Source organism: Corynebacterium sp. HS2168-gen11 (assembly GCF_024834075.1).
In the GTDB taxonomy this organism is placed as follows: domain Bacteria; phylum Actinomycetota; class Actinomycetes; order Mycobacteriales; family Mycobacteriaceae; genus Corynebacterium.
Genome location: NZ_JANUXR010000009.1, coordinates 39,096 through 62,188 on the forward strand (window position 1 = coordinate 39,096; position 23,093 = coordinate 62,188).

General features: G+C 50.5%; 17 protein-coding genes. All 17 read left to right on the forward strand.

Annotated elements, in window-relative coordinates; translation table 11 throughout:
• Nucleotides 1–70 precede the first annotated feature (70 nt).
• The 17 genes from NXS99_RS07480 to ileS all read left to right on the forward strand — a co-directional run bounded on the left by NXS99_RS07480 (nucleotide 71) and on the right by ileS (nucleotide 23,045).
• Nucleotides 71–1,591, forward strand: coding sequence for a UDP-N-acetylmuramoyl-L-alanyl-D-glutamate--2,6-diaminopimelate ligase (locus tag NXS99_RS07480; RefSeq protein WP_259288042.1), 1,521 nt, complete (start codon nucleotides 71–73; stop codon nucleotides 1,589–1,591).
• Nucleotides 1,588–3,105, forward strand: coding sequence for a UDP-N-acetylmuramoyl-tripeptide--D-alanyl-D-alanine ligase (murF, locus tag NXS99_RS07485; RefSeq protein ID WP_259288043.1), 1,518 nt, complete (start codon nucleotides 1,588–1,590; stop codon nucleotides 3,103–3,105). Before NXS99_RS07480 ends, murF begins: the two co-directional genes overlap by 4 nt.
• 2 nt (nucleotides 3,106–3,107) lie before the next feature.
• The gene (gene mraY / locus NXS99_RS07490; RefSeq protein ID WP_259288044.1) at nucleotides 3,108–4,208 is read left to right on the forward strand and encodes a phospho-N-acetylmuramoyl-pentapeptide-transferase; all 1,101 of its coding nucleotides are present in this window, start codon (nucleotides 3,108–3,110) and stop codon (nucleotides 4,206–4,208) included.
• Between the two features lie 3 nt (nucleotides 4,209–4,211).
• Complete coding sequence (murD, locus tag NXS99_RS07495; protein ID WP_259288045.1) at nucleotides 4,212–5,579, forward strand: UDP-N-acetylmuramoyl-L-alanine--D-glutamate ligase; 1,368 nt, start codon at nucleotides 4,212–4,214, stop codon at nucleotides 5,577–5,579.
• A gap of 298 nt (nucleotides 5,580–5,877) precedes the next feature.
• On the forward strand, nucleotides 5,878–7,713 hold the full coding sequence (locus tag NXS99_RS07500; protein WP_259288046.1) for a cytochrome c biogenesis protein CcdA: 1,836 nt from the start codon (nucleotides 5,878–5,880) through the stop codon (nucleotides 7,711–7,713).
• Nucleotides 7,714–7,766: 53 nt separating this feature from the next.
• The gene (locus NXS99_RS07505; protein WP_396124835.1) at nucleotides 7,767–8,339 is read left to right on the forward strand and encodes a sigma-70 family RNA polymerase sigma factor; all 573 of its coding nucleotides are present in this window, start codon (nucleotides 7,767–7,769) and stop codon (nucleotides 8,337–8,339) included.
• Entirely contained in the window at nucleotides 8,326–9,159 is an 834-nt protein-coding gene (locus NXS99_RS07510) for an anti-sigma factor (RefSeq protein WP_259288048.1), read from the forward strand. The genes NXS99_RS07505 and NXS99_RS07510 overlap by 14 nt, the downstream gene beginning before the upstream one ends.
• A 471-nt stretch (nucleotides 9,160–9,630) precedes the next feature.
• Nucleotides 9,631–11,064 (forward strand): putative peptidoglycan glycosyltransferase FtsW, encoded by a 1,434-nt coding sequence (locus NXS99_RS07515; RefSeq protein WP_259288049.1) that lies wholly within the window; start codon nucleotides 9,631–9,633, stop codon nucleotides 11,062–11,064.
• A gap of 101 nt (nucleotides 11,065–11,165) precedes the next feature.
• Nucleotides 11,166–12,242: an undecaprenyldiphospho-muramoylpentapeptide beta-N-acetylglucosaminyltransferase gene (murG, locus tag NXS99_RS07520; protein WP_259288106.1), complete on the forward strand. Its 1,077-nt coding sequence runs from the start codon at nucleotides 11,166–11,168 to the stop codon at nucleotides 12,240–12,242.
• Between the two features lie 51 nt (nucleotides 12,243–12,293).
• Nucleotides 12,294–13,787: a UDP-N-acetylmuramate--L-alanine ligase gene (gene murC / locus NXS99_RS07525; RefSeq protein ID WP_259288050.1), complete on the forward strand. Its 1,494-nt coding sequence runs from the start codon at nucleotides 12,294–12,296 to the stop codon at nucleotides 13,785–13,787.
• Nucleotides 13,784–14,443, forward strand: a complete 660-nt coding sequence (locus NXS99_RS07530; RefSeq protein WP_259288051.1) for a cell division protein FtsQ/DivIB — start codon at nucleotides 13,784–13,786, stop codon at nucleotides 14,441–14,443. The genes murC and NXS99_RS07530 overlap by 4 nt, the downstream gene beginning before the upstream one ends.
• A 381-nt stretch (nucleotides 14,444–14,824) precedes the next feature.
• Complete coding sequence (ftsZ, locus tag NXS99_RS07535) at nucleotides 14,825–16,030, forward strand: cell division protein FtsZ (RefSeq protein ID WP_259288052.1); 1,206 nt, start codon at nucleotides 14,825–14,827, stop codon at nucleotides 16,028–16,030.
• A gap of 65 nt (nucleotides 16,031–16,095) precedes the next feature.
• On the forward strand, nucleotides 16,096–16,821 hold the full coding sequence (pgeF, locus tag NXS99_RS07540) for a peptidoglycan editing factor PgeF (protein ID WP_259288053.1): 726 nt from the start codon (nucleotides 16,096–16,098) through the stop codon (nucleotides 16,819–16,821).
• Between the two features lie 152 nt (nucleotides 16,822–16,973).
• On the forward strand, nucleotides 16,974–17,420 hold the full coding sequence (locus NXS99_RS07545) for a cell division protein SepF (protein WP_259288054.1): 447 nt from the start codon (nucleotides 16,974–16,976) through the stop codon (nucleotides 17,418–17,420).
• A gap of 189 nt (nucleotides 17,421–17,609) precedes the next feature.
• On the forward strand, nucleotides 17,610–17,894 hold the full coding sequence (locus tag NXS99_RS07550; RefSeq protein WP_259288055.1) for a YggT family protein: 285 nt from the start codon (nucleotides 17,610–17,612) through the stop codon (nucleotides 17,892–17,894).
• Nucleotides 17,895–18,472: 578 nt separating this feature from the next.
• The gene (locus tag NXS99_RS07555; RefSeq protein WP_259288056.1) at nucleotides 18,473–19,432 is read left to right on the forward strand and encodes a DivIVA domain-containing protein; all 960 of its coding nucleotides are present in this window, start codon (nucleotides 18,473–18,475) and stop codon (nucleotides 19,430–19,432) included.
• Between the two features lie 454 nt (nucleotides 19,433–19,886).
• On the forward strand, nucleotides 19,887–23,045 hold the full coding sequence (gene ileS, locus NXS99_RS07560) for an isoleucine--tRNA ligase (RefSeq protein ID WP_259288057.1): 3,159 nt from the start codon (nucleotides 19,887–19,889) through the stop codon (nucleotides 23,043–23,045).
• Nucleotides 23,046–23,093: the final 48 nt, after the last annotated feature.

Sequence of the window (23,093 nt, forward strand, 5' to 3'; positions counted from 1 at the left end):
TCATCTAGTGGCGCAAGCCGCCTATGAATCATAAGATTTTTGATAGTCAGTATCTGGCGAAAGGACCTCCATGAACGTTTCGAGCACAGGACTACCGCGTGTGACGCTTCATCAACTCGCTGAACTTGCGCAGGCACGGCTTGTTCCAGATACTGTCGATGATTGTGTGATTACAGGTGTTGATCTGAACTCCAAAACGGTGGGGCAGCAGCAACTTTTTGCCGCCATGCCAGGCACCAAAGTTCACGGCGCTACCTTTGCTCATGCAACCCCAGCTGCAGCGGTTCTGACCGACGAAGCAGGTTGGCGCATCCTCGAAGAAGCGGGGGAAACCCGTCCGGTACTGGTAGTTGAGAATGTTCGTGACGTTCTTGGCACGGTTGCTGCCACGGTGTATGGCAATCCTTCGCAAGCTATGACTGTTATCGGCATTACCGGTACCTCTGGTAAAACCACAACGAGTTATTTACTCGAAGCTGGTTTAACTGCAGCAGGTTGTACTGTTGGGTTGATCGGCACTACTGGTACTCGCATTGCAGGTCGAAGCGTTCCAACTTCATTAACCACTCCTGAAGCACCAACGTTACAAGCACTCTTTGCCCAGATGCGCGATGCTGGAGTTAGCCATGTTGTGATGGAAGTTTCCTCTCATGCACTTTCCCTTGGACGCGTCCAAGGCGTGGACTTTGACGTCGCAGGCTTTACAAATCTGTCGCAAGATCACCTCGACTTCCACGCAACCTTAGAGGAATACTTTGCAGCCAAAGCCATGCTGTTCGAACCGGACTCACCATTGGCGGCTGCTCGCTCGGTCATCTGCATTGATGATCGCTGGGGCCGCGAGATGCTCGACCGTGCCGGCGCGCAGGCAAAGAGCATGGCCACTCGCGGTGAATTAGCAAATTACGTGGTCACTGATGTTGCTATTGACCCAGCAGGTGGACAAAACTTTATTTTCAGTGGCCAAAAAGTTCATTTGCCACTTCCAGGACGCTTTAATGTGGCCAACGCCGCTCTTGCCTTAGCGCTTGGCGACGCAGTTGGGGGGGATATTCACCAAATGATTACAGGCCTTGCCAATGTTGGCGTACCAGGGCGAATGGAATCGATTGCAGTGGGACAAGATTTCTTAGCTGTGGTGGATTATGCCCATAAGCCAGCAGCTGTTGCGGCAGTATTAGAAACGGTACGCGCACAAACCAAGAATCGTGTTGCAATTGTGCTTGGTTGCGGTGGTGATCGAGATCGATCCAAGCGGCCAATTATGGGTGAATACGCAGCTCGTGGTGCGGATCTGGTGATTATCACCGATGATAATCCGCGCAGCGAGGATCCAGCGACGATTCGTCAAGCCATGCTTGAGGGGATCGCGGCTATTGAGACTGATGCGGAAGTTTTGGAAATCGGTGATCGTCGTCAAGCAATTCGTGCGGCGGTCGCGTGGGCGAAGTCGCAAGACTCCATCATTATTGCTGGTAAAGGCCATGAAGTTGGGCAGCTAATTCAAGGCGTGAATCATCACTTTGATGATCGTGATGAACTTCGCGACGCGCTGCAATTATTGCTAGCTGGAAAGTTGGAACAAGCATGATTCCGCTGACACTCGAGCAGATTCGAGCAGTTGTCGCCGGTCGTCTGGAGCATGGCTCAAGTGATACCGTTGTGACAGGAAACGTTGAATTTGATTCTCGCAAGATTCATGCCGGGGATCTGTTTGTTGCACTCGCTGGCGCGCGAGTCGATGGACACGATTTCGTGGCACAGACTATCGAACAAGGCGCTGTTGCTGCATTAACGGCACGTTCGGTTGGTGAATCCGCGATTGTGGTGCCACCAGTTGCATCCGAACACAACCAGGCGTATGCCTTTGCCCACGATACTGATGGTTCAGTTGCGGCGGTGTTAGCTGCATTGTCGAAACTTGCTCGCCATGTGGTTGATACTCTCGATGTCACAGTGGTGGGAGTGACAGGTTCGGCGGGTAAAACTTCGACGAAAGATATGATGGCCACGGTCTTTGCAGCCGCTGGCCCAACCGTTGCTCCACCTGGATCCTTTAATAATGAAATTGGGCATCCATATACCGTCTTACGATGCACACATGAAACGCAATATTTGATTGCAGAATTGAGCGCGCGCGGCAAAGGCCATATTGCAAAACTTGCCGAGATTGCGCCACCAACAATTGGTGTTGTGCTAAATGTCGGTAGTGCACATGTTGGTGAGTTTGGTTCGCAGGAAAATATTGCCGCCGCCAAAGGCGAGTTGGTAGAAGCCTTGCCTGCCGATGGCGTGGCAGTTTTAAATGCTGACGATCCACTTGTTGCGGCGATGGCGTCTCGAACCCAAGCGCGTGTGCTGTACTATTCAACCACCCAGCCGGTCGATGTCTATGCGAGCGACATTGTGCTTGATGAAAGTGCCAGAGCACGCTTTACTCTGCACTTCAACGATGCGACCGCACCTATTGCATTACAAGTCCACGGCGAGCATCAAGTCTCGAACGCGCTTGCCGCAGCCGCAGCAGCATTGGCTGCCGGAATCCCATTTGCAACTGTTGCAGCTCAACTCAGCGCCCACACCGCAGCTTCAGAGCATCGGATGGACGTTCAGGTCAGAGCTGACGGGCTGACTGTGGTTGACGATTCTTATAACGCTAATCCAGATTCCATGCGTGCTGCATTAACAGCTGCAGTGAATATGCGCACGCCGCAAGGGCGTGTAATCGCAGTACTCGGGCCGATGGGCGAATTAGGTGTCACAGCCAGAAATGATCACGAAGCAGTGATTGAATATGCTCATGACCTTGGTGTTGATGCCGTCATGGCAATTGGTGAGCATCCGGATGTTCACGCCTATGCCACGCGCAGTCGGCAGTTGGGCATTCCATGCCAATGGCTAGGTGATGCTGCATCAGGTTTGACGGCTCTACGCGAATATATCCAACCGCATGATGTGGTATTGGTGAAAGCCTCCAATGCTGCGCAATTATGGACGATCGCTTCTGGGTTACTCGAGTGTGCTGCTACACCAAGCGGGTCGAACGGTCAGAGCGGGCAGACTTGCGAACGACTCGAGCACAATACGAATCAAGAGGAGAACTAATCATGACACAAATGATTTTGGCAGGAGCGATCAGTTTCCTCGTCTCTATTTTCTTCACACCTGTGCTGATCCGGAAGTTCTCTGCAGAAGGTATCGGCCAAGAAATCCGTGAAGAAGGCTTAGCCTCTCACTTTAAAAAGCGCGGCACCCCAACTATGGGCGGCATCGCAATTTTGCTGGCATTCACACTGGGATATGTCATCACCGCAATTATGGGTGAGATCACTGGCAAAGGTGGCTTTAGTGCCTCTGGTGTTTTAGTCCTAGCATTAACATTAAGCCTTGGCGCATTAGGCTTTGCCGACGATTTCATCAAACTCTACAAGGGTCGCAATTTAGGGCTCAACAAAAAGGCGAAAATATTTGGCCAATTAGGTGTTTCCTTAGTCTTTGGCGTCGCCATTTTGGCCTTCCCGAACAAAGATGGCCTAACCCCAGCATCCACCCATCTTTCATTCTTGCGTGATTTCGACACCATTGATATTGCACTTGGTGGAGGCATCGTTGGCCTCATCGTCTTCTTGCTGTTCATTTCATTTGTCATTGCTGCATGGTCCAATGGTGTGAATTTAACCGATGGCCTCGACGGTCTTGCCGCCGGTGTGACCACCATTGTGCTTGGTGCCTATGCCACGATCAGTTTCTGGCAGTTCCGTAACTCTTGCTCCATTGCAGCAGTACCAGGCTGCTACGATGTGCGCGATCCACTGGATATTGCGGTGTTAGCCGTGGCCGGTCTCGGCGCCTGCATGGGCTTTTTATGGTGGAACGCTGCACCTGCAAAAATCTTCATGGGTGACACTGGTTCCTTGGCATTAGGCGGACTTGTCGCAGGCATTTCGATCGCATCGCGCACCGAGCTACTCATGATCGTCGTCGGTTCTTTGTTCGTGATGGAAGCCACCAGCGTGGTGATTCAAGTTGCAGGCTATAAAACGAAGAAGATTCGTATTTTCCGCATGGCGCCATTCCATCACCATTTCGAAGCCGGCGGCTGGGCAGAAACGACCGTTGTGATTCGTTTCTGGCTGATTGCTGCAGTTTCGGCATTGCTGGGTACATCGCTGTTTTATGGCGATTGGTTAAGCTACGGAGGCATGTAAACCATGCAATATTCTGACTTAAATGTAATTGTCACTGGCGCTGGTGTTGCCGGCGTTGGCGCTGCAAAGATGCTTGTCTCACTTGGCAACACCGTTTTTATTGCCGACGATAATGAAACTGCCCTCGCCAGAGCACTAGAAGTCACAGGTGCAAGCGGCGGCACCACGGTTCAAGCGCAGGATTTGCTTGACGACGCTAACCTCGTGGTGACCTCACCAGGTTGGCCTCCGACAACCCCATTCTTAGAAGCCGCTGCTGCTCGAGGCGTAGAGGTTATCGGTGATGTCGAGCTGTGTTACCGTCTCGATCGAGCAGAAGTGTTCGGACAACCGCGTACCTGGATGGTGATTACTGGTACCAACGGTAAAACCACCACCACGCAAATGCTCACCGCAATGATGCAAGAAGCTGGCGTGCAAGCAGCTGCAGTTGGCAACATTGGTGTTTCAATCGCAGAAGCCCTCCAGCAGCAGAATCGCATTGATGTGTTGGTTGCTGAACTCTCCAGTTTCCAATTGCACTGGAGCAGTCAGTTACGCCCAGATGTGGGCATTTTGCTGAACTTGGCAGAAGACCATCTGGATTGGCATGGTTCGATGCAAGCCTATGCTGAAGCGAAAGCAAAAGTGCTGCAAGCGCCAATTGCGATCGCGGGTATTGACGATGCAATGGTTCGGGAATATGCACCTGGAGCCTATGGGTTTACCCTTGCACCACCAAAGCCTGGTCAAGTTGGCATTGTCGAACATATGCTTATCGACGCTGCCTTCGATCACAACCTAGTGGTCGCACCAGCCGTAGGTATTCAACCACCTGGACCAGCCGGCTTATATGACGCATTGGCAGCAGTTGCAGCTGCACGTTCCCAAGGTGTTGAACCTGCTGCAATTGCACGAGCATTAGCCAATTTCCAGGCAGCTGCTCACCGTGGACAAATTGTTGCGACGAAAGGCACGATTGTTGCCGTTGATAATTCCAAAGCCACAAATCCGCACGCAGCTGATATTGCATTAGCAGCCTATGATCGAGTGATTTGGATTGCAGGAGGCCAGCTCAAAGGCGCGCAAGTTGATGAACTTGTGCAACGCCATGCCGACAAGCTGCAAGCGGTTGGTTTGCTTGGCGTTGACCGTGCGATGATCGCTGAAGCTGTGCAACGCTATGCGCCACACGCTGAGATTTTCACGGTAGATTCGCAAGATCCACATGCAGCCATGCACGCACTGGCACACTGGGCAGTCGCACGAGCAGTGCCAGGAGATGCCATTGTTTTAGCGCCGGCAGCAGCAAGTTTGGATATGTATACAGGTATGGGGCAACGCGGCGATATCTTCGCTGCAGCGATAAACGCTGAATTTGAAACTTCTTAATACTTGTAGAGAAGTTGCTGGAACGGGCTTGTGTCGTAAAAAACGATGCAAGCCCGTTTTGCTTGCTGTGTTGCTCAAAAACATGCACTGGCTGTTGTGTTCTTCCTACATATACACCCGCGAGAAAAGCGTCGTAAAGCTCCGACATTGGCATATACAGTGATCTGAAGAGGAACAGCATCGAACAGGCGATGTGATTTATTTCACTTGTATTTTTGGAGGAGGATAAAACCAAGCAGGGAAGTGGCTCCGAATACTAGGTAAACCCATTCAATACGAATAAAGAAAGGGAAGCCTCTTGTTCCTTGCTATCATCGGTCTCCTCGGCGGCTTTATTACCGGTATTTCCCCGTGTATTATCCCCGTCCTACCGGTCATCTTCTTCGCAGGCGGCGCAACCGGCGCGCGTGTGGGAAATGACACCTCTGAGAAACCGCGCCCTGAACTTTCCATCCAAGGATTAGACCTTGCGCCAGGAAATCTTGCGCTCGGCAATTTCTCCGGTAATAAATCAACAACCGCAGCCGTTACTCCTCCTGCAGCACAACAGAAGGCAAAAGCGGTTGCCGCAGAACCTTCCCGCTGGCGTCCATATCTTGTGGTAGCAGGTTTGGTCGTATCCTTCACCTTCTTCACCTTGCTTGGATCCGCACTTGTGTCGCTGCTGCATTTGCCGCAGGACATTATCCGTTGGGTTGGTATTATCCTGCTGGCACTGATCGGTGTTGGCATGCTGTTCCCATCTGTCATGGAAATTCTTGAAAAGCCATTTAGTCGCTTCAGCAAGGCTGGAAATCACCAAAGCGATAACGGCTTCCTTTTGGGTCTTGTCCTTGGTGCTGCCTATGTGCCATGCGCTGGACCAGTCCTTGCAGCAGTGTCTGTCGCTGGTACCACTGGTGAAATTGGTGTAGACACAGTGATCCTGGCCGTTTCCTTTGCAATTGGTACGGCAATTCCACTGCTCTTCTTCGCACTTGCCGGACGTAAAATGACTGAGCGTATTGCAGCGTTCCGTGCACGCCAGCGCATGATTCGCATTGTGTCAGGTTTGTGCTTGATCGGACTTTCGCTGGGCTTGGTATTCAATGTTCCAGCAGTGATTCAGCGAGCACTGCCGGACTGGACTGCTGGTCTGAGCGAAAAAACTAACGTCTTGCTCTACGGTAACGAACAACGCGGCGGGGGACAGGGCTCGACAGAAGAAGCGTGTGTTCCAGGTAGCTCGGCATTGGGCGATTGCGGTACCTTCCCTAATATCGAAGGTGAATACGCATGGTTTAATACTCCAGGTAATCAGCCTCTGAAGGCTGAAGAGCTGCAAGATAAGGTTGTGTTAGTTGATTTCTGGGCATACTCCTGCATCAACTGCCAGCGCACATTGCCACACCTGCAAAAGTTGCATGAAACCTATAAAGACGCTGGTTTTGTCTTAATTGGTGTTCACGCTCCTGAGTACTCATTCGAACGCGAACCTGCCAATGTTAAGCATGCCGCTGATGAATTCGGTCTGACGTACCCTATTGCTATTGATTCCGACTTAATCACCTGGCGCAATTTCGATAACCACTATTGGCCTGCTCACTACATTAAGGGCACGGACGGAAAGCTTCGCGCATTTTCCTACGGTGAAGGTGGCAATGCAACCACCGAAAACCACATCCGTACCCTGTTGCGTGAAAAGGATCCAACCATCGAACTTCCTGAGCCAGTATTCACCACTGACGAAGTCGATGTGCAAGGTGAGCGCAGCCCAGAGACCTATCTAGGTGCGTGGCGTGCAGATCATTTCGATGGGAAAGTTCTTGTTGTCGGCCAACAAACCTTCACGTTCCCAGCAAAACAACAGCCTGATACCTTTGCCCTCGAAGGCGACTGGATTATTGAAAGCAAGCACATCACTCCTGCTAATAAGCCTGCCAAGCTGCGTCTGAACTATCACGGTCGTCAGGTGAATCTGGTGATCGCTGGTGAAGGAACCTTAACCGTTACCCGCGGCGATGAGGTAAAGAAATATCAGATCAGCGGTGTTCCAAATGCATTAGAAGTTGTGAAAACCGACGATCTTTCCAAAGGAATCGTTGAGTTCGATGTCCCACCAGGACTTGAACTGTATTCCTTCACCTTTGGATAATCAGCGCGCGTGCTTGTTCGGTCAGTTAGATAACAGGACTACAGTCTCTTAGAATGGATCCTGTGAATTTCCCTGATCGAACACCTGAGAACCAGTTGTTGGCCGCAACAGCACAAGGGGATCAACGAGCGTTTAACGATCTCTATTCTCGAACAAGCGGACGCCTTTTCGCTCTAATTGTGCAGATTCTTCTCAATCATGCACAAAGCGAAGAGGTGCTCCAAGAAGTTTTTGTTGAAGTGTGGCGGCTAGCACCAAGTTTCGATGCGACTCGAGGAAATGCGATGGCATGGATGGCAACAATTGCACGACGCCGAGCAATCGATCGAGTCCGTTCTTCGCAAAGCGCGAAGAATCGAGAGGCTGCGTATACGGAATATATGCCTGACGCAGACTCAACAGTTATACAGGTTGAAGAACGTCTCTCCGGCCAACACGTGCGTGAAGCGTTAGACGAGGTAGGTGAGCCGTGGAAAAGCGCGATCATTTTGTCGTACTTTACAGGGCTAACTCATTCTCAAATCGCGCACCAATGCAGGATTCCGGTAGGAACAGTCAAAACCCGAATTTTTCAAGGAATAAAGAAGCTACGAGCCGTGATGGAGGTGCAGAATGAACATGCATAATGGACGTCGTGCAGATGATCTCTCTGATGCTGAGCTTGATGCATTGCTTGATGAAACCTGCGGTGAGTTCTTGTCTGATGCATTGGGTGAACTGCCTGTGCCAGAGTATGTTCGTTTCAATGTTATGCAGGCAATTCGTGACGTCGAACAGTTGCAAGTTGGGCCGGTTGCAGAACCTGAAGTTGCGACTGCCAGCGATGCGCCAGCACCTAGCAGCGTCGCAAAGCTTGACGACGCCGCCGTGCTTGCCGCCGTTCCAGACGCTACACCAGAGCCTCTCGAAGACGCCTCTCAAGACGCTGTTGTAGTGGAGTTTCCATTGTGGCGTCGCGTCGGTGGTGTGGCACTTCGATCGGTTGCCGCAGTTGCGTTGCTCGTTGTGGGTGTTGGGATTGGACGCTGGACAGTGATTGATTCCATGTCAGACGAGATGGATTATGCGCATTTGAACGCAGCGCAAGATGTCACCCGCATGGATTCCATGATGAATGATGGAAATATGGCGACGCTGACATGGTCATCGCAGATGGAGATGGCGGCTGTCACACTCCCAGCAACCCTGCATACGCCGAAAGGCTATGCACTACAGGTTTGGAAGCGCTTTGCAGGAGAAGTCACATCAGTAGGATTCTATACACCCGATAATGGTGCATTATTTTCCTTTATTGATGCTATGCCGATGCCAGGGTTAGAAATCCTCATTACCTTAGAACCAGCAGATGGATCACCGCAGCCAACAACCGAGCCACTGTTGGTCTTTACAGTTGGGAATACTGAAAAGGGCGTTGAGGCCACGGTAACCGAGGGCCCAGTTCTCTAATACAAACTTGTGATGCAACGATCCTTATTGCGTGTGATGTGGCAAGACATATCAGCGTATGAAAGTAGGTAGGTGATCATACCTGCCGTGATGGCAGTGGCGGTACATGCACACGATGTACCACCACTGCCATTTTTATCAGCAATATCTGTCGTACATGATGCTGTGTCTTGATGCTTTCTCATGGATGCTCTCTACACGCATCACACGCATCACACGGATCCACGCGCAATCGTCTGTGCTGTCATGCATGCAGCGATCGCGTGACCGCGGCCCCTTCACGGAGCCTGAAGTCATGCAAGTAACCGCGAGACAAGAAAATTTCCGGCCTATTCGACTGACGTGTTCACCATTCAGGTGTGCAAATCTATTAGACTAGTAATTCACATACGTCACTTCTATATCCTTTGATAACTTCAGTGACGCCCGTAGGTACTCGCGTTTGCTGCACAATCACAGACAGGCTGGAACATGACTGCTCCCACCACGAAGAACTCATCGCAACCGTTGCGTTCGCCCTCGCCAATGAGTCGTGGCAGGTCTTATCTCAAAGACATCGCAAGCCGGCCATATTTTGACTACTTCAGTGTCCTTATTATTACCGTCTTGCTCTCCGGCATTGGTGTTGCAATGGTCATGAGCGCCTCTATGGCAACCTCCATGGCCTTAACCGGTAGCGTGTGGAGCCAACCACGTCGCCAGCTCATCATGGTGGCAATTGGTTTCGTTGTTATGTTGCTCGCAATTCGTACGCGTCCAACAACCGTGCGTAAATACGTCTCAGGATTGCTGATATTGTCGTTTGCGTCGTTGATCTTGGTGCTCACACCACTTGGTACCGGCCTTGCCTCGAAAGGCTCCCAGTCCTGGATCGCATTCGCCGGCATTAGCTTTCAGCCCTCTGAAATCGCGCGCATGACAATTGTAATTTGGGGCGCACACATGTTGGCGTCTGCACGTGGCTACCAGAATCTGCCGTGGCAAGTTGATCCATATAAAAAACTCGCGATTGTCAGTCTCGCGATGTTCGCCTTGATCGTCGCTGAACGCGACATCGGAATGGCAATGAACTTCGCACTCGTAGTAGTCCTGCTGTTTTTCTACGCAGGACTTCCCACAGTATTCTTCAAAGCTTTCGCGACCATTGCTGCAATCGCGTTGATTCCAGCTTATTTCATCTTGCAAAATAGCTTCCGCGGCGAACGCATCACAGTCTGGAAGAGCGCATTTTTCGGATACTTCGATGATCCTCGCGACATCGGCTATCAGTCCTATCAAGGCTATCTTTCGCTTGCCGACGGCTCACTGTTCGGCGTAGGTCTTGGACAATCACGTGCAAAGTGGTTCTATCTCCCAGAAGCAAAAAACGACTTCATTTTCGCCATTATCGGTGAAGAACTTGGGCTCATTGGTGCCTTTGTCGTAGTTGCACTGTTTGCTTGGCTTGCTATTGTCGGATTAAGAATAGCCAAGCGCTCGCAGTCCTCATATCTCCGTCTGCTGGCACCAACGCTTGCCTCAGCGATTGTGTTCCAGGCCTTCTATAACGTCGCTTACGTATTGGGCTTAGCACCAATTACCGGTATTCAATTGCCAATGATTTCCTCAGGCGGTACATCTGCACTGATCACCCTTGGTGCAATGGGGCTGATTGCCAATGCCGCACGCTATGAACCAGAAGCAATCTCGGCAATGCAAAGTAATGGTCGTCCAACGATCGACGCTGTATTCATGCTGCCTGAACCAACACCGGTGGATGAAATTGTGCAGCGTGGCCAACGGATGAATCATGCTGGTCAATCATTCGTTCGCGGTGAACGTCGAAAAGCAGTGCCGCGCCGGGAATTGCCAGCGCCGCGCCGCACGATGCGCGATCAGCAGCGCAGCTACCCGCCGCGTGGCTAAGTGTACAAAAACAGTATTGTTTGTTTGCAGTCACCGCAAAATGCCAAGTGAGACTACACTGAATCTTGGCCGTTTGAGAAACAGAAAAGAAGACTATGACTATCGACCATCTCAATGTTGTTGTTGCCGGTGGAGGAACTGCAGGTCACATCGAACCTGCCCTTGCCGTGGCGCTGGAATTACGGAAGCGAGGTGCCAATGTTATCGCCCTTGGCACACCGCGAGGTTTAGAAAAAGATCTCGTACCAGCGCGCGGTGTCGAGTTACGTATGATTACCCCAGTGCCAATTCCACGCAAACTCACAGGGGATTTGTTCAAAGTTCCCCTGAAGCTTTCCAAAACGTTGCGGGAAACTCGCCAAATTTTGAAGAATCACAATACTGATGTGTTGATTGGTTTCGGTGGGTATGTCGCAGCACCTGGCTATCTGGCGGCGAAAAGCTTGCAGATTCCATTTGTGATGCACGAAGCCAATGCACGTGCAGGAATGGCGAATAAGCTTGGCGCACGCCTTGGCGGATTAGGATTAAATGCTGTTGCGAATTCTGGTATGCCAGGTGAGATTGTTGGTATTCCAATTCGATCTGGTTTAACCGCACATGCGGATATTACTGCAGCTCGCGAGCGTGGAATGCAGCTGTGGAACTTGGATCATACGCGGAAAACAATTCTGATTATTGGTGGTAGCCAAGGCGCGCAATCGTTGAATAATGCTATTAATTTGCAAGCTGATAGGCTTATCGACGCAGGCTATCAAGTATTAATTGCGTATGGTCCAAAGAATCAACCACCAACGCCTCGTGAACATTTACATGCTGTTCCGTATATTGATGATATGGCCGCCGCTTACCAGGTAGCAGATTTGATTGTGTGTCGATCCGGTGCCATGACAGTTGCTGAAGTTACCGCTGCGGGCATTCCGGCACTTTATGTGCCATTGCCGCATGGTAATGGTGAGCAAGGTTTAAATGCAGCAGCTGTAGTCGAAGCCGGCGCAGCGCGGATCGTGTCAGATGCTGAAGTATTAAATGATCTGATTCCGCAAGTATTAGAAATCATGCAAGATACTCAAGAATTAGCCAAGATGCGTGAAGCCGCACGAGCATCTAGTGTTGGAAATGCAGCTGAAAGAATTGCTGATATTGTCATCAGCGTGGCCAAGAAGCATCGCAAATAGTTACTACATGTTGTAGGTTGGCGAGAAGGTTGTTCAAGAAAGGATACTCCTATGACATCGAATCCAGAACAGAATCGAGCACAAGAGTTGGTGCAGACTCCAGCAAATATTGATCTTTCACGAGTCCATCTCGTCGGCATCGGTGGTGCTGGTATGTCCGGTGTGGCACGTATTTTGCTGAGCCGTGGGGCAGTCGTTTCTGGATCCGATGTCAAAGACTCACGTCCTGTCATGGCCCTGCGAGCGATGGGCGCAGTCGTAGCAGTTGGACATGCTCCTGAAAACCTCATGCTCACAGGTCAGCTACCAACAGTTGTTGTGACTTCTTTCGCAGCTATTCCAAAAGATAACCCAGAACTGCTCGAAGCGCAGGCACACGGGATTCCCGTGATTCGCCGTTCGGATCTGCTTGGAGAATTGCTTGCTGGTAATACCCAAGTGCTGATTGCCGGTACACACGGCAAAACGTCGACCACCTCTATGACGGTTGTCGCGATGCAATATGCCGGGATGGATCCAAGTTTTGCCATTGGCGGCCAGCTGAACAAGTCCGGCACCAATGCACATCAAGGTACCGGAAGTTGCTTTGTTGCAGAAGCCGATGAATCTGATGCTTCATTATTACGCTATCAGCCGGATATTGCTGTTGTGACCAACATCGAGCCGGATCACCTCGACTTTTTTCACACACCAGATGCCTATTTTAACGTGTTTGATCAATTCGTCGAAAGAATCACCCCGCATGGAGTGCTGATTGTTTGCCTTGACGATCCACACGCGGCAGCTTTAGGACAACGCCATGCAGCAACCACTCGGGTACTTGGCTATGGCACCAAAGCTGCATGTCAGCAGTATCCAGACTTAGCGCATACTGAAATTCTTGAAATGACAGTCACACAACGTGGTACACAAGCACAAATCCGAATCGGTGAGCAGACGGTGAGCGTATTCATCCGCATTCCAGGAGAACATATGGTTCTCAATGCTGCTGCTGCGTTAACCGCTGGTGTGACTGCTGGTGGCGAGGTAGAGCGCATTGCACAAGGCGTTTCGGAATTCACCGGTGTGCGTCGTCGCTTTGAGTTCCGAGGTGCGATCGGAACAGGCCGATATGCTGGCGTTGAGGTCTATGATGATTATGCGCATCACCCAACGGAAGTGCATGCAGTAATTACTGCAGCAAGAGAGAAATTACAGGCCAGGGGGCACGGTCGCATTATTGTAGCTTTCCAGCCGCATCTCTATTCGCGCACCATGGAATTTGCAACGGAATTTGCGCAAGCCTTGAGCTTAGCCGATGCTGTTGTGGTGTTGGATATTTTTGGTGCTCGCGAACAACCAGTGCCAGGGGTTGATTCTCGTATTATTACTGAAAAAATGACAATTCCTGCAGTTTTCGATCCAAACTTCACACATGCAGCAACTAGCGTGCAAGAACTGGTCGAACCGCACGACATTGTCATTACTATGGGTGCCGGTTCCGTGACGATGTTGGCACCAGAGATTCTGCAGTGCCTCCAACCGCAAGATGACCAAACCGTATGATGAAGCGCATTTTTATCAGTGTCGGTATTACCTTGGTATTGCTGATGAGCGCTGGTATAACCGCATGGTATTACCCGCTGCTCACGGTAAAATCTGTGGAGACCACCGGAATGGTACAGACCAATGAAGAAGAACTTGCGACTTTTTTGGATCCCTTAATGGAGCAAAATCTGCTGCATGTTGATACCAATGCGGTGGCAATGCAATGTATTCAGCTGCCGTGGGTGGCAGAAGCTCATGTGAGTAAAAATATTTTCGGTACAGTCACGGTTGAGCTTCAGGAACATGTGGCAGTGATGTACATTCCGCGGGAAGACGGCGATTATCTGGTCAACGAAAAGGGCAATATTTTCTTAACCGCCCCGCATCCACCAGAAACATTGGCGGTATTTGACGCACCCGATGATGATCCACAAATGTTGCAGGATATTTTGGTCATTATGAAAGAAATTGGTATTGGCAATCGTGAACAGATCGCGGAAGTCCATGCCCCGAATCGGGTGAGCGTGAATTTTGTGCTCAAAGACGGTAGGGAAGTGTTCTGGGGAGCATTTGAAAACAATCATGACAAAGCAGTGGCTTTAACTGCAGCGATCACTCGCCCAGAGCGACACTTGGATATTTCAGGCGCGCCAATTATTGCAGCTCGCCCCTAACTAAACCCATGACAAAACTAGGTGGAACAACATATGCCACCTAGTTTTTTTATGCCCGATTCTGGATGCTTGACGACGCGCCTAAAGTAGCGGGTGTAGTTCAAGGGGGTAGTCAGTGCGGTGGCGGTTGTTTACAGGTGAGTCAGCGTCGAGAAAAACTCCATGTAACGCCTATAACTGCATGTCAAAACTTTAAAGTTCAGCTTGAGAGTATCGACACGCCAAAGAAAAATATCCCCGAAAATATCGTTGTGTTGGGAAAGATAGAAGCAACGCACATTCATGCCTCGATAGTTTCATTGGAGACTTCACGGTTGGCATGGTGGTTGCAAACGTTTAGAACCATCTCCGAAGATTGAAATGAAAGGCGAGTCTGAATTCATGACTTCCCAAGATAACTACCTCGCCGTTATCAAAGTTGTTGGCGTTGGCGGTGGCGGCGTAAATGCTGTGAATCGCATGATCGAAGAAGGACTCAAGGGTGTTGAGTTCATTGCAGTCAACACTGACTCCCAAGCGTTAATGTTCTCTGATGCCGATATCAAACTTGATATCGGACGCGAAGCAACCCGTGGTCTTGGTGCTGGTGCTAATCCGGAAGTTGGCCGTCAGTCCGCAGAAGATGCCAAGAGTCAGATTGAAGACAGCCTCAAAGGCGCGGACATGGTGTTCGTGACTGCAGGTGAAGGCGGCGGCACCGGTACCGGTGCGGCTCCAGTTGTGGCTGCTATTGCGAAAAAGCAAGGTGCGCTCACTGTTGGCGTTGTGACTCGTCCTTTTAAGTTCGAAGGTCAAAAGCGTACGCGTCAGGCTCTCGAAGGCATTGAGAAGCTTTCCGAAGTGTGCGACACCTTGATTGTGATTCCAAACGATCGTTTGCTGCAGCTTGATTCCGAAAATCTCACCATGATGGAAGCCTTCCGTGCTGCCGATCAGGTGCTGCATAACGGTGTGCAGGGTATTACTGATCTGATCACCATTCCAGGTTTGATCAACGTCGACTTCGCAGACGTGCGCTCTGTGATGGCTGACGCTGGTTCAGCGCTGATGGGTGTAGGTTCTGCTCGCGGTGAAAACCGTGTGATGGAAGCTGCTCAGCAAGCAATTAACTCCCCATTATTAGAATCCACCATGGAAGGCGCAAAGGGCGTGCTGCTTTCTGTCGCCGGTGGTTCTGACTTAGGTCTGATGGAAGTCAATTTGGCTGCCTCGATGGTGGAAGAAAAGGCTGATCCGGATGTAAACCTCATCTTCGGTACGATTTTCGACGATAACCTAGGCGATGAAGTTCGCGTGACCGTGATCGCAACTGGTTTCGATTCTGCCAATAAAAAGCCGATTGTCCCGGCAAAGCCTGCACTAGCGGCTGAACCAACTCCTGCACCAAGCGAATCTGGTTCATTCTTTACCGCAGAGCAAACTCGTGAAACTGGTGAGTACGTACCACGCCATCGTTCAGAATTCACGCCTACCTATCGTGATGATCGTCGTGGCGGTTTGTTCACCGATCGGGAACGTACACCAGAGCAACCAGCGTCGCCAAGCAATGACGATGATCTGGATATACCAGACTTCATGCGTTTCTAGGCGCGCAGGGGCCTGTCCTCTTTCATGAGTGCGAAGTAATTTTCAGTCATACTAAGGGAAGTCATATGACCGATCAGTTTTCTCGTCCAGTGCGGCAAGTGTTTACTTCGCGTGCTGGCGGACATTCAACTGGGAGCTTTCGCTCATTTAACCTTGGGGATCATGTTGGTGATGATCCCCAAGCAGTACAGGCCAATCGTGCCCGCTTGGCACAAGTTTTAGGCCTTGATCCAGCACAATTTGTGTGGATGGAACAAGTCCACTCCCATAATGTCAGCGTGGTCAACACCCGCCAATCAGAACCTGTCGCGGTAACCGATGCGCTGGTGACCCAAACTCCGGGGTTAGCACTTTGCGTACTTGTCGCCGATTGTGTGCCAGTGTTGCTTCACGACGTCCAAGCCGGTGTCATTGCGGCAGTCCATGCAGGACGTCTTGGAGCGCGCAATGGCATTGTGGCAAAAACTGTTGCAACCATGATTGAGCTTGGGGCACAGCCTCACGCAATGCAAGCCTTATTAGGGCCAGCAGCGTCTGGTACACAATACGAGTTGCCGCGCGAGATGGCACTGGATGTTGAAAAGCACCTGCCTGGTTCGCTGACAACCACCGCAAAAGGTACCACTGGTGTTGATATTCGAGCTGGTTTAGTACGCCAACTTTTGACACTGGGGGTCCGCAATATCGAAGCCGATCCACGCTGCACTATCACCGATGAATCGTTTTTCTCCTATCGTCGCGAAGGCAAAACTGGCCGACAAGCTGGAGTGATTTGGTTACCGGAATCGTAAATGCCAAAGATGTAATTTACTTGCGTGTTGCAGGCAGATAGCGCGTACATGGCCGTTACAATAAAACCTACTTATAGTGGCAAATGCCACTTTACACTTACAAAACTCTCCACAACTACACGTACTATGCACTGCTCGAAGGGAACGAGAAAATGTCTTTAATAGGAAAAGTTACAAACGAAGCAAAGCAGTTTTTTGGTATTGGTCCGATCGACTACGAAACTGATGATGCATATTATGAAGAATCTGTTGGCTACGAGACGCATTCTGGATATAACGCTCGTGAAGCTGAATCGCGCAGCGACTATAGCTATCACCCTGAGCGTACGAACTATCGCTCCACCATCGTGCCTGTAACGATAACTGAATACAACGATGCAGTAAGAATTGGCGAGCCATTCCGCGACGGCGATGCGGTTGTTTTTGATCTCAGCGCACTTTCTGCAGGAGACGCAAAGCGAATCGTGGATTTCGTGGCAGGTTTGTGCTTCGCATTGCGCGGCACGATGCAAAAGCTGGAAAATCGCGTATTTGCAGTTGCTCCAGAGCATTCCAGAGTTACTCTTGAGGAATTGCGCCAAGCCGTACGTGGGCATTAAGCCAGTGCCGGCGATGCTGTAGTTGTGGACTTTTTGTATCGTCAAACATGCGAGAGCAGGTCGTACGCCTGAAAATGCATGGAACTTTTATGCACTCCGTTTCGTTACCATTAGAGTAATGATGCGGAGTGTTTGCGTACGAAGCTCATTGTGGATGAACATCTAATATTACCGACTGAAAGTTGAACTGTGGAAGCGATAAAACTTGCGTTATTCCTAGGCATTGATATTTTTATCAAGATTTTGATTGCGCGCATCATTATCGAGATGATTGTCACAATGTCCAGAAGTTACACTGGGCCGAGCTGGTTTAACAAGACTGCTGAAATCATGTTCATGATTACCGATCCACCTGTGAAGCTCATGCGTCGACTCATTCCACCATTAAAGGTCGGAAATGTTGCACTTGATATTTCTATTTTGGTGTTGTTCGTGCTACTCAGCGTTGTGTTAGTCTTGCTTTCTTCATTGTAGAACGATCATATTGTAGCCCTAGGACATACCGCCTGAGTTTCATATTCGAGGATTACACCGCGCTGCCAGCGAGCAATTGTGACGCGGTAGGAAATTGACCCAGTGTGCGGCGAGCGGCGAGAGGCGCGACGAGACATGAGAGGTGCGGCGAGAAGCGAGGCAATCAGACTCCACGCTGGAAGCTGTGGCAGACTCCTCATCGGCAGCCTCGGAAGCTGCGGCAGACCCTTGAGTAGGTGGGTAGGGGGTATGGAAACTTAACATTGTCGATACATTATGGGGTATTTATGGTGGTAATTTGTGGGAAAATATCGGGAATATAGTAGAGAGTATATTTGGTTAAAAATACTCAAAAACCCAGTTCAAGGCGATAAAGCATGAAGTTGCCTGTTGAAATGGTGCAAAATATTTGTAATTTTTTACAAAAACTTTAGGTGTTTGGTCGCTTCTGCGATTATTATGAAATTGACGCTTGTGACAAGTGACCCCATGCACTTGCCATTTCTGCGCCAACGTTAGGTTAGTAACAGCCGTAACAGTAGTTATGGCGTCTGTCGAATCTTGAAGGGAATACTTCCATGCCGCTGACTCCAGCCGATGTGCATAATGTCGCGTTCAGCAAGCCGCCAATTGGCAAGCGCGGCTACAACGAGGACGAAGTAGATCAATTCTTGGATCTCGTTGAGGATACGCTCGCGGAAATTCAAGATGAGAACGATGATCTGCGCCAACAGATTGAAGATCTGAATGCTGAACTAACTCAGGCACGTTCTGGCCAGCCACAAGCTACACCGGCAGCAGTGCCGACTGCTGATCGTGCAGCGATTGAAAAAGAACTGAAGGCCTCCTACGACAAGCAGCTTGCAGAAGCACAGCAGCGTGTTGAAAAGGCTCTTGCGGAAGCGAAGACTGCAAAGGCTGAAGCTGATGCTGCAAAGGCTGAGCTGAAGAATGCTCAGAAGCCAGTTGCCGCTGCTGCTGTTCCTGCAGGTGCAGCAGCCCCTACAGGTGCTGCAACTCCTGATACTCATATTCAGGCTGCAAAGGTTTTGGGTATGGCGCAAGAGATGGCTGATCGTCTGACCGCTGAGGCGAAGGCTGATTCTGAATCCTTGCTCACCGATGCACGTAAGGTTGCACAAAAGCAAGTTGCTGATGCAGAAGCTTCTGCAAAGGCTACCTTGGAAAATGCTCGTCAGAATGCAGCGAAGCAGGTTGCCGATGCTGAAGCAACCGCAGGTCGTTTGGTTGCTGAGGCACAAGAGAAGTCCGATAAGACTCTCACCGATGCTGCTACTCGTGCAACTGCACAGCTGAAAGCTGCCGAAGAAAAGGCAAATGCTTTGCAGGCAGATGCTGAACGCAAGCACACTGAAATCATGGCAACTGTCAAGCAGCAGCAGAATGCTCTGGAAGCACGTATCGCTGAACTGCGCACCTTCGAGCGCGAGTACCGTACTCGTTTGAAGACTCTGTTGCAGTCCCAGCTTGAAGAACTGGAATCGCGTACTTCCGGCCATAACGACGCCGGCGAGTAAAATCCGCATTCGTTCGTAGACTCGAAGCCATATCAGATTCACATGAATTTGATATGGCTTTTGCGTTTGCAATGTCAGTTCAAGTGCATCAACCACAACTTCAATCTCGCAGCACAGCACATGCATGCGAATCACGCAGTCTGCAGGCGATCTACAGTCTCTGCTCGCAATCAACGAGATGGTGTGTACTACCTCGTGGATGCTTTTTTACTCATTTGACAGATAGGTTATACTTTAGCTACTACAGGTGTTGATCCTAGCTATCACTAGGGGAATCTTTCGGAAGAACGAAATGCCAAGAGGCATTTTTATTAGAACCGAACGGGTGGGATCGTTAATTCCTTTAAAAACAAGTGGGATATTCGTTGTTGAATATCCAAGCAGGGTGGTACCGCGCTATTGAGCGTCCCTGCAGTTCACACACAGCAATACACGTTTTTAAAGGAGTCATGTCATGACTGACATCGGCAAGGTCTATCCACGAGTAGACCTCACAGGAAACTCAACACGTTTTCCTGATATGGAACAAGAAGTTTTGAAGTTTTGGGCTGAAGACGGCACCTTCCAAGCTTCCTTAGATCAGCGTGACGACGCTCCAGAATACGTCTTCTATGATGGCCCACCATTTGCTAATGGTCTGCCACACTATGGTCACTTGCTTACCGGCTATGTTAAAGACATCATTCCACGTTTCCGCACCATGAAGGGTAACCGCGTGGGTCGCGTCTTTGGTTGGGACTGCCACGGTCTGCCAGCTGAGCTGGAGGCTGAAAAGCAGCTTGGTATCAAGGATAAGGGCGAAATCGAGGCGATGGGCCTTGAAAAATTCAATGAGTACTGCGCAACATCCGTGCTGAAGTACACGGAGGAGTGGAAAGAGTATGTGACTCGCCAGGCTCGTTGGGTAGATTTTGAAAACGGCTACAAGACCATGGATATGAACTTCATGGAATCTGTGATGTGGGCGTTTAAGACTTTGTATGACAAAGGCTTGATCTACCAGGGGTTCCGCGTGCTGCCATATTCGTGGGCTGAGCATACTCCATTGTCCAACCAGGAAACTCGTCTTGACGATTCCTATAAGATGCGTCAAGATCCAACGCTGACCGTCACCTTGCCAATTACTGGTGTCAAGGAAGGCTCTTCGGCAAATCCTGCACTTGTTGGTGCAAGCGCATTGGCCTGGACGACTACACCTTGGACCTTGCCATCGAACTTGGCATTGGCTGTGAACCCAACTGTGACCTATGCAATGGTCGAAGTTGGTGCTGATGGCTTGGCAGAATTCGTCGGACAGCGTTTCTTGCTCGCCGAGAATCTCCTGGGTGCCTATGCGAAAGAACTTGGTGAGTACACGGTTGTGTCCACCCACGTTGGTACCGAACTCGTCGGCCTGACGTATCAGCCAGTGTTCGAGTATTTCTTGGACCATCCAAATGCATTCCAAATCATCGCTGCTGATTACGTCACCACCGAAGACGGTACTGGTATCGTGCACCAGGCACCAGCATTCGGTGAAGACGATATGATCGCGTGCCAAGCAGCTGGTATCGACGTTGTGATCCCAGTTGATATGGATGGTAAATTCACCAGCTTGGTTCCAGAATATGAAGGCCAGCTGGTCTTTGACGCCAATAAAGACATCATTCGTGATCTCAAAGCCAAGCAGCGTGTGGTCCGCCATCAAACCATCGAGCACTCCTATCCACACTCTTGGCGTTCTGGCCAGCCACTGATCTATATGGCATTGCCATCGTGGTTCGTGGCAGTGACGAAATTCCGTGATCGCATGGTTGAACTGAACCATAACGAGATCGAGTGGATGCCAGCGCATATTCGTGATGGTCAGTTCGGCAAGTGGCTCGAAGGCGCCCGCGACTGGAATATCTCCCGTAACCGCTATTGGGGTTCCCCAATCCCAGTATGGGTATCCGATGATGAAAACTACCCACGTGTGGATGTCTATGGCTCCCTCGATGAATTAGAAGCCGATTTTGGTGTGCGCCCAACCTCGTTGCACCGTCCATATATTGACTCCTTGGTACGACCAAATCCAGACGATCCAACAGGAAAGTCCATGATGCGTCGTGTTCCAGAAGTATTGGACTGCTGGTTCGAGTCAGGCTCGATGCCATTCGCGCAGAAGCACTACCCATTCGAGAACAAAGAGTGGTTCGATACCCACTCGCCATCAGACTTCATCGTGGAATACTCCGGCCAGTCGCGTGGCTGGTTCTATACCATGCACGTGCTGGCAACGGCACTGTTCGATCGACCTTCCTATAAGAAGGTTGTAGCCCACGGCATCGTGCTTGGCGACGACGGCCTGAAGATGAGTAAGTCTAAGGGCAATTATCCAAACGTCAATGAAGTCTTTAATCGCGATGGTTCCGATGCGATGCGTTGGTTCTTGATGTCTTCACCAATCTTGCGCGGCGGTAACTTGATTGTCACCGAGCAAGGTATTCGTGAAGGTGTACGTCAAGCATTGCTGCCAATGTGGAATGCATATTCCTTCTTGCAGCTGTATTCCTCCAAGCCAGCAACCTGGTCAGTTGATTCCACCGATCCACTCGATCGTTATATCTTGGCAAAGCTGCATAACTTGGTTGCCAATACCAACGAAGCATTAACCGGTACCGATATTGCACGTGCTTGTGATGAGGTTCGTAGCTTCTGCGATGCGCTGACCAACTGGTATGTGCGTCGTTCCCGCGATCGTTTCTGGGCTGGTGACGATCAGCACCCTGAGGCCTTTAATACGCTCTACACCGTATTAGAAACCCTCACGCGTGTGACCGCTCCACTGTTGCCAATGATCTCTGAAGTGATCTGGCGTGGCCTGACAGGTGAGCGTTCCGTTCACTTGGCAGATTTCCCTGATGCAGCAGCATTCCCAGCTGACGATGCACTGGTACGCACCATGGACGATTTACGCGGCGTATGCTCCTCGGCTTCCAGCTTGCGTAAAGCACATAAGCTGCGTAACCGTTTGCCACTGCCAAAGCTGACCGTTGCATTGCCAGAAGCAGCACGATTGAACGAATTTGCGGCAATTCTGCGCGATGAAGTTAATGTCAAAGACGTTCAGTTTACCGATGACGTTGATTCCGTTGGCCGCTTCGAAGTTGTGGTCAATGCAAAGGTTGCTGGCCCTCGTCTTGGCGGCGACGTACAGCGTGTCATTAAAGCAGTCAAGGCTGGTAACTATGAGCGTACCGACCATGGCACCGTGCTTGCCGACGGCATTGAGCTGCAGTCAGAGGAATTCAGCGAGCGTCTGGTCGCAGCTGATCCAAAGTCCACCGCCCAAATTGATGGTGTTGGTGGCTTGGTTGTGCTCGATACCAAGGTAACCGAGGAACTTGAAGCTGAAGGTTGGGCTGCCGATGTCATTCGTGGTTTGCAAGACGCACGTAAGGCAGCTGAATTGGAAGTTTCCGATCGCATTACTGTGGTCTTAAGCGTTCCAGCTGAGAAGCAAGAATGGGCACTGCGCCATGCAAGCCTGATTGCCCAAGAAGTCTTGGCAACTGCATTTGACGTTGTCGTAGACGAAGTCCTCGACGTTGCAATCATCGCTGGTGTGACCGCAACACTGAAGAAGGCATAACACTCTACGTCGTTGAGGCATTAAAACGCCGGTCCTGAACTTTTTGTC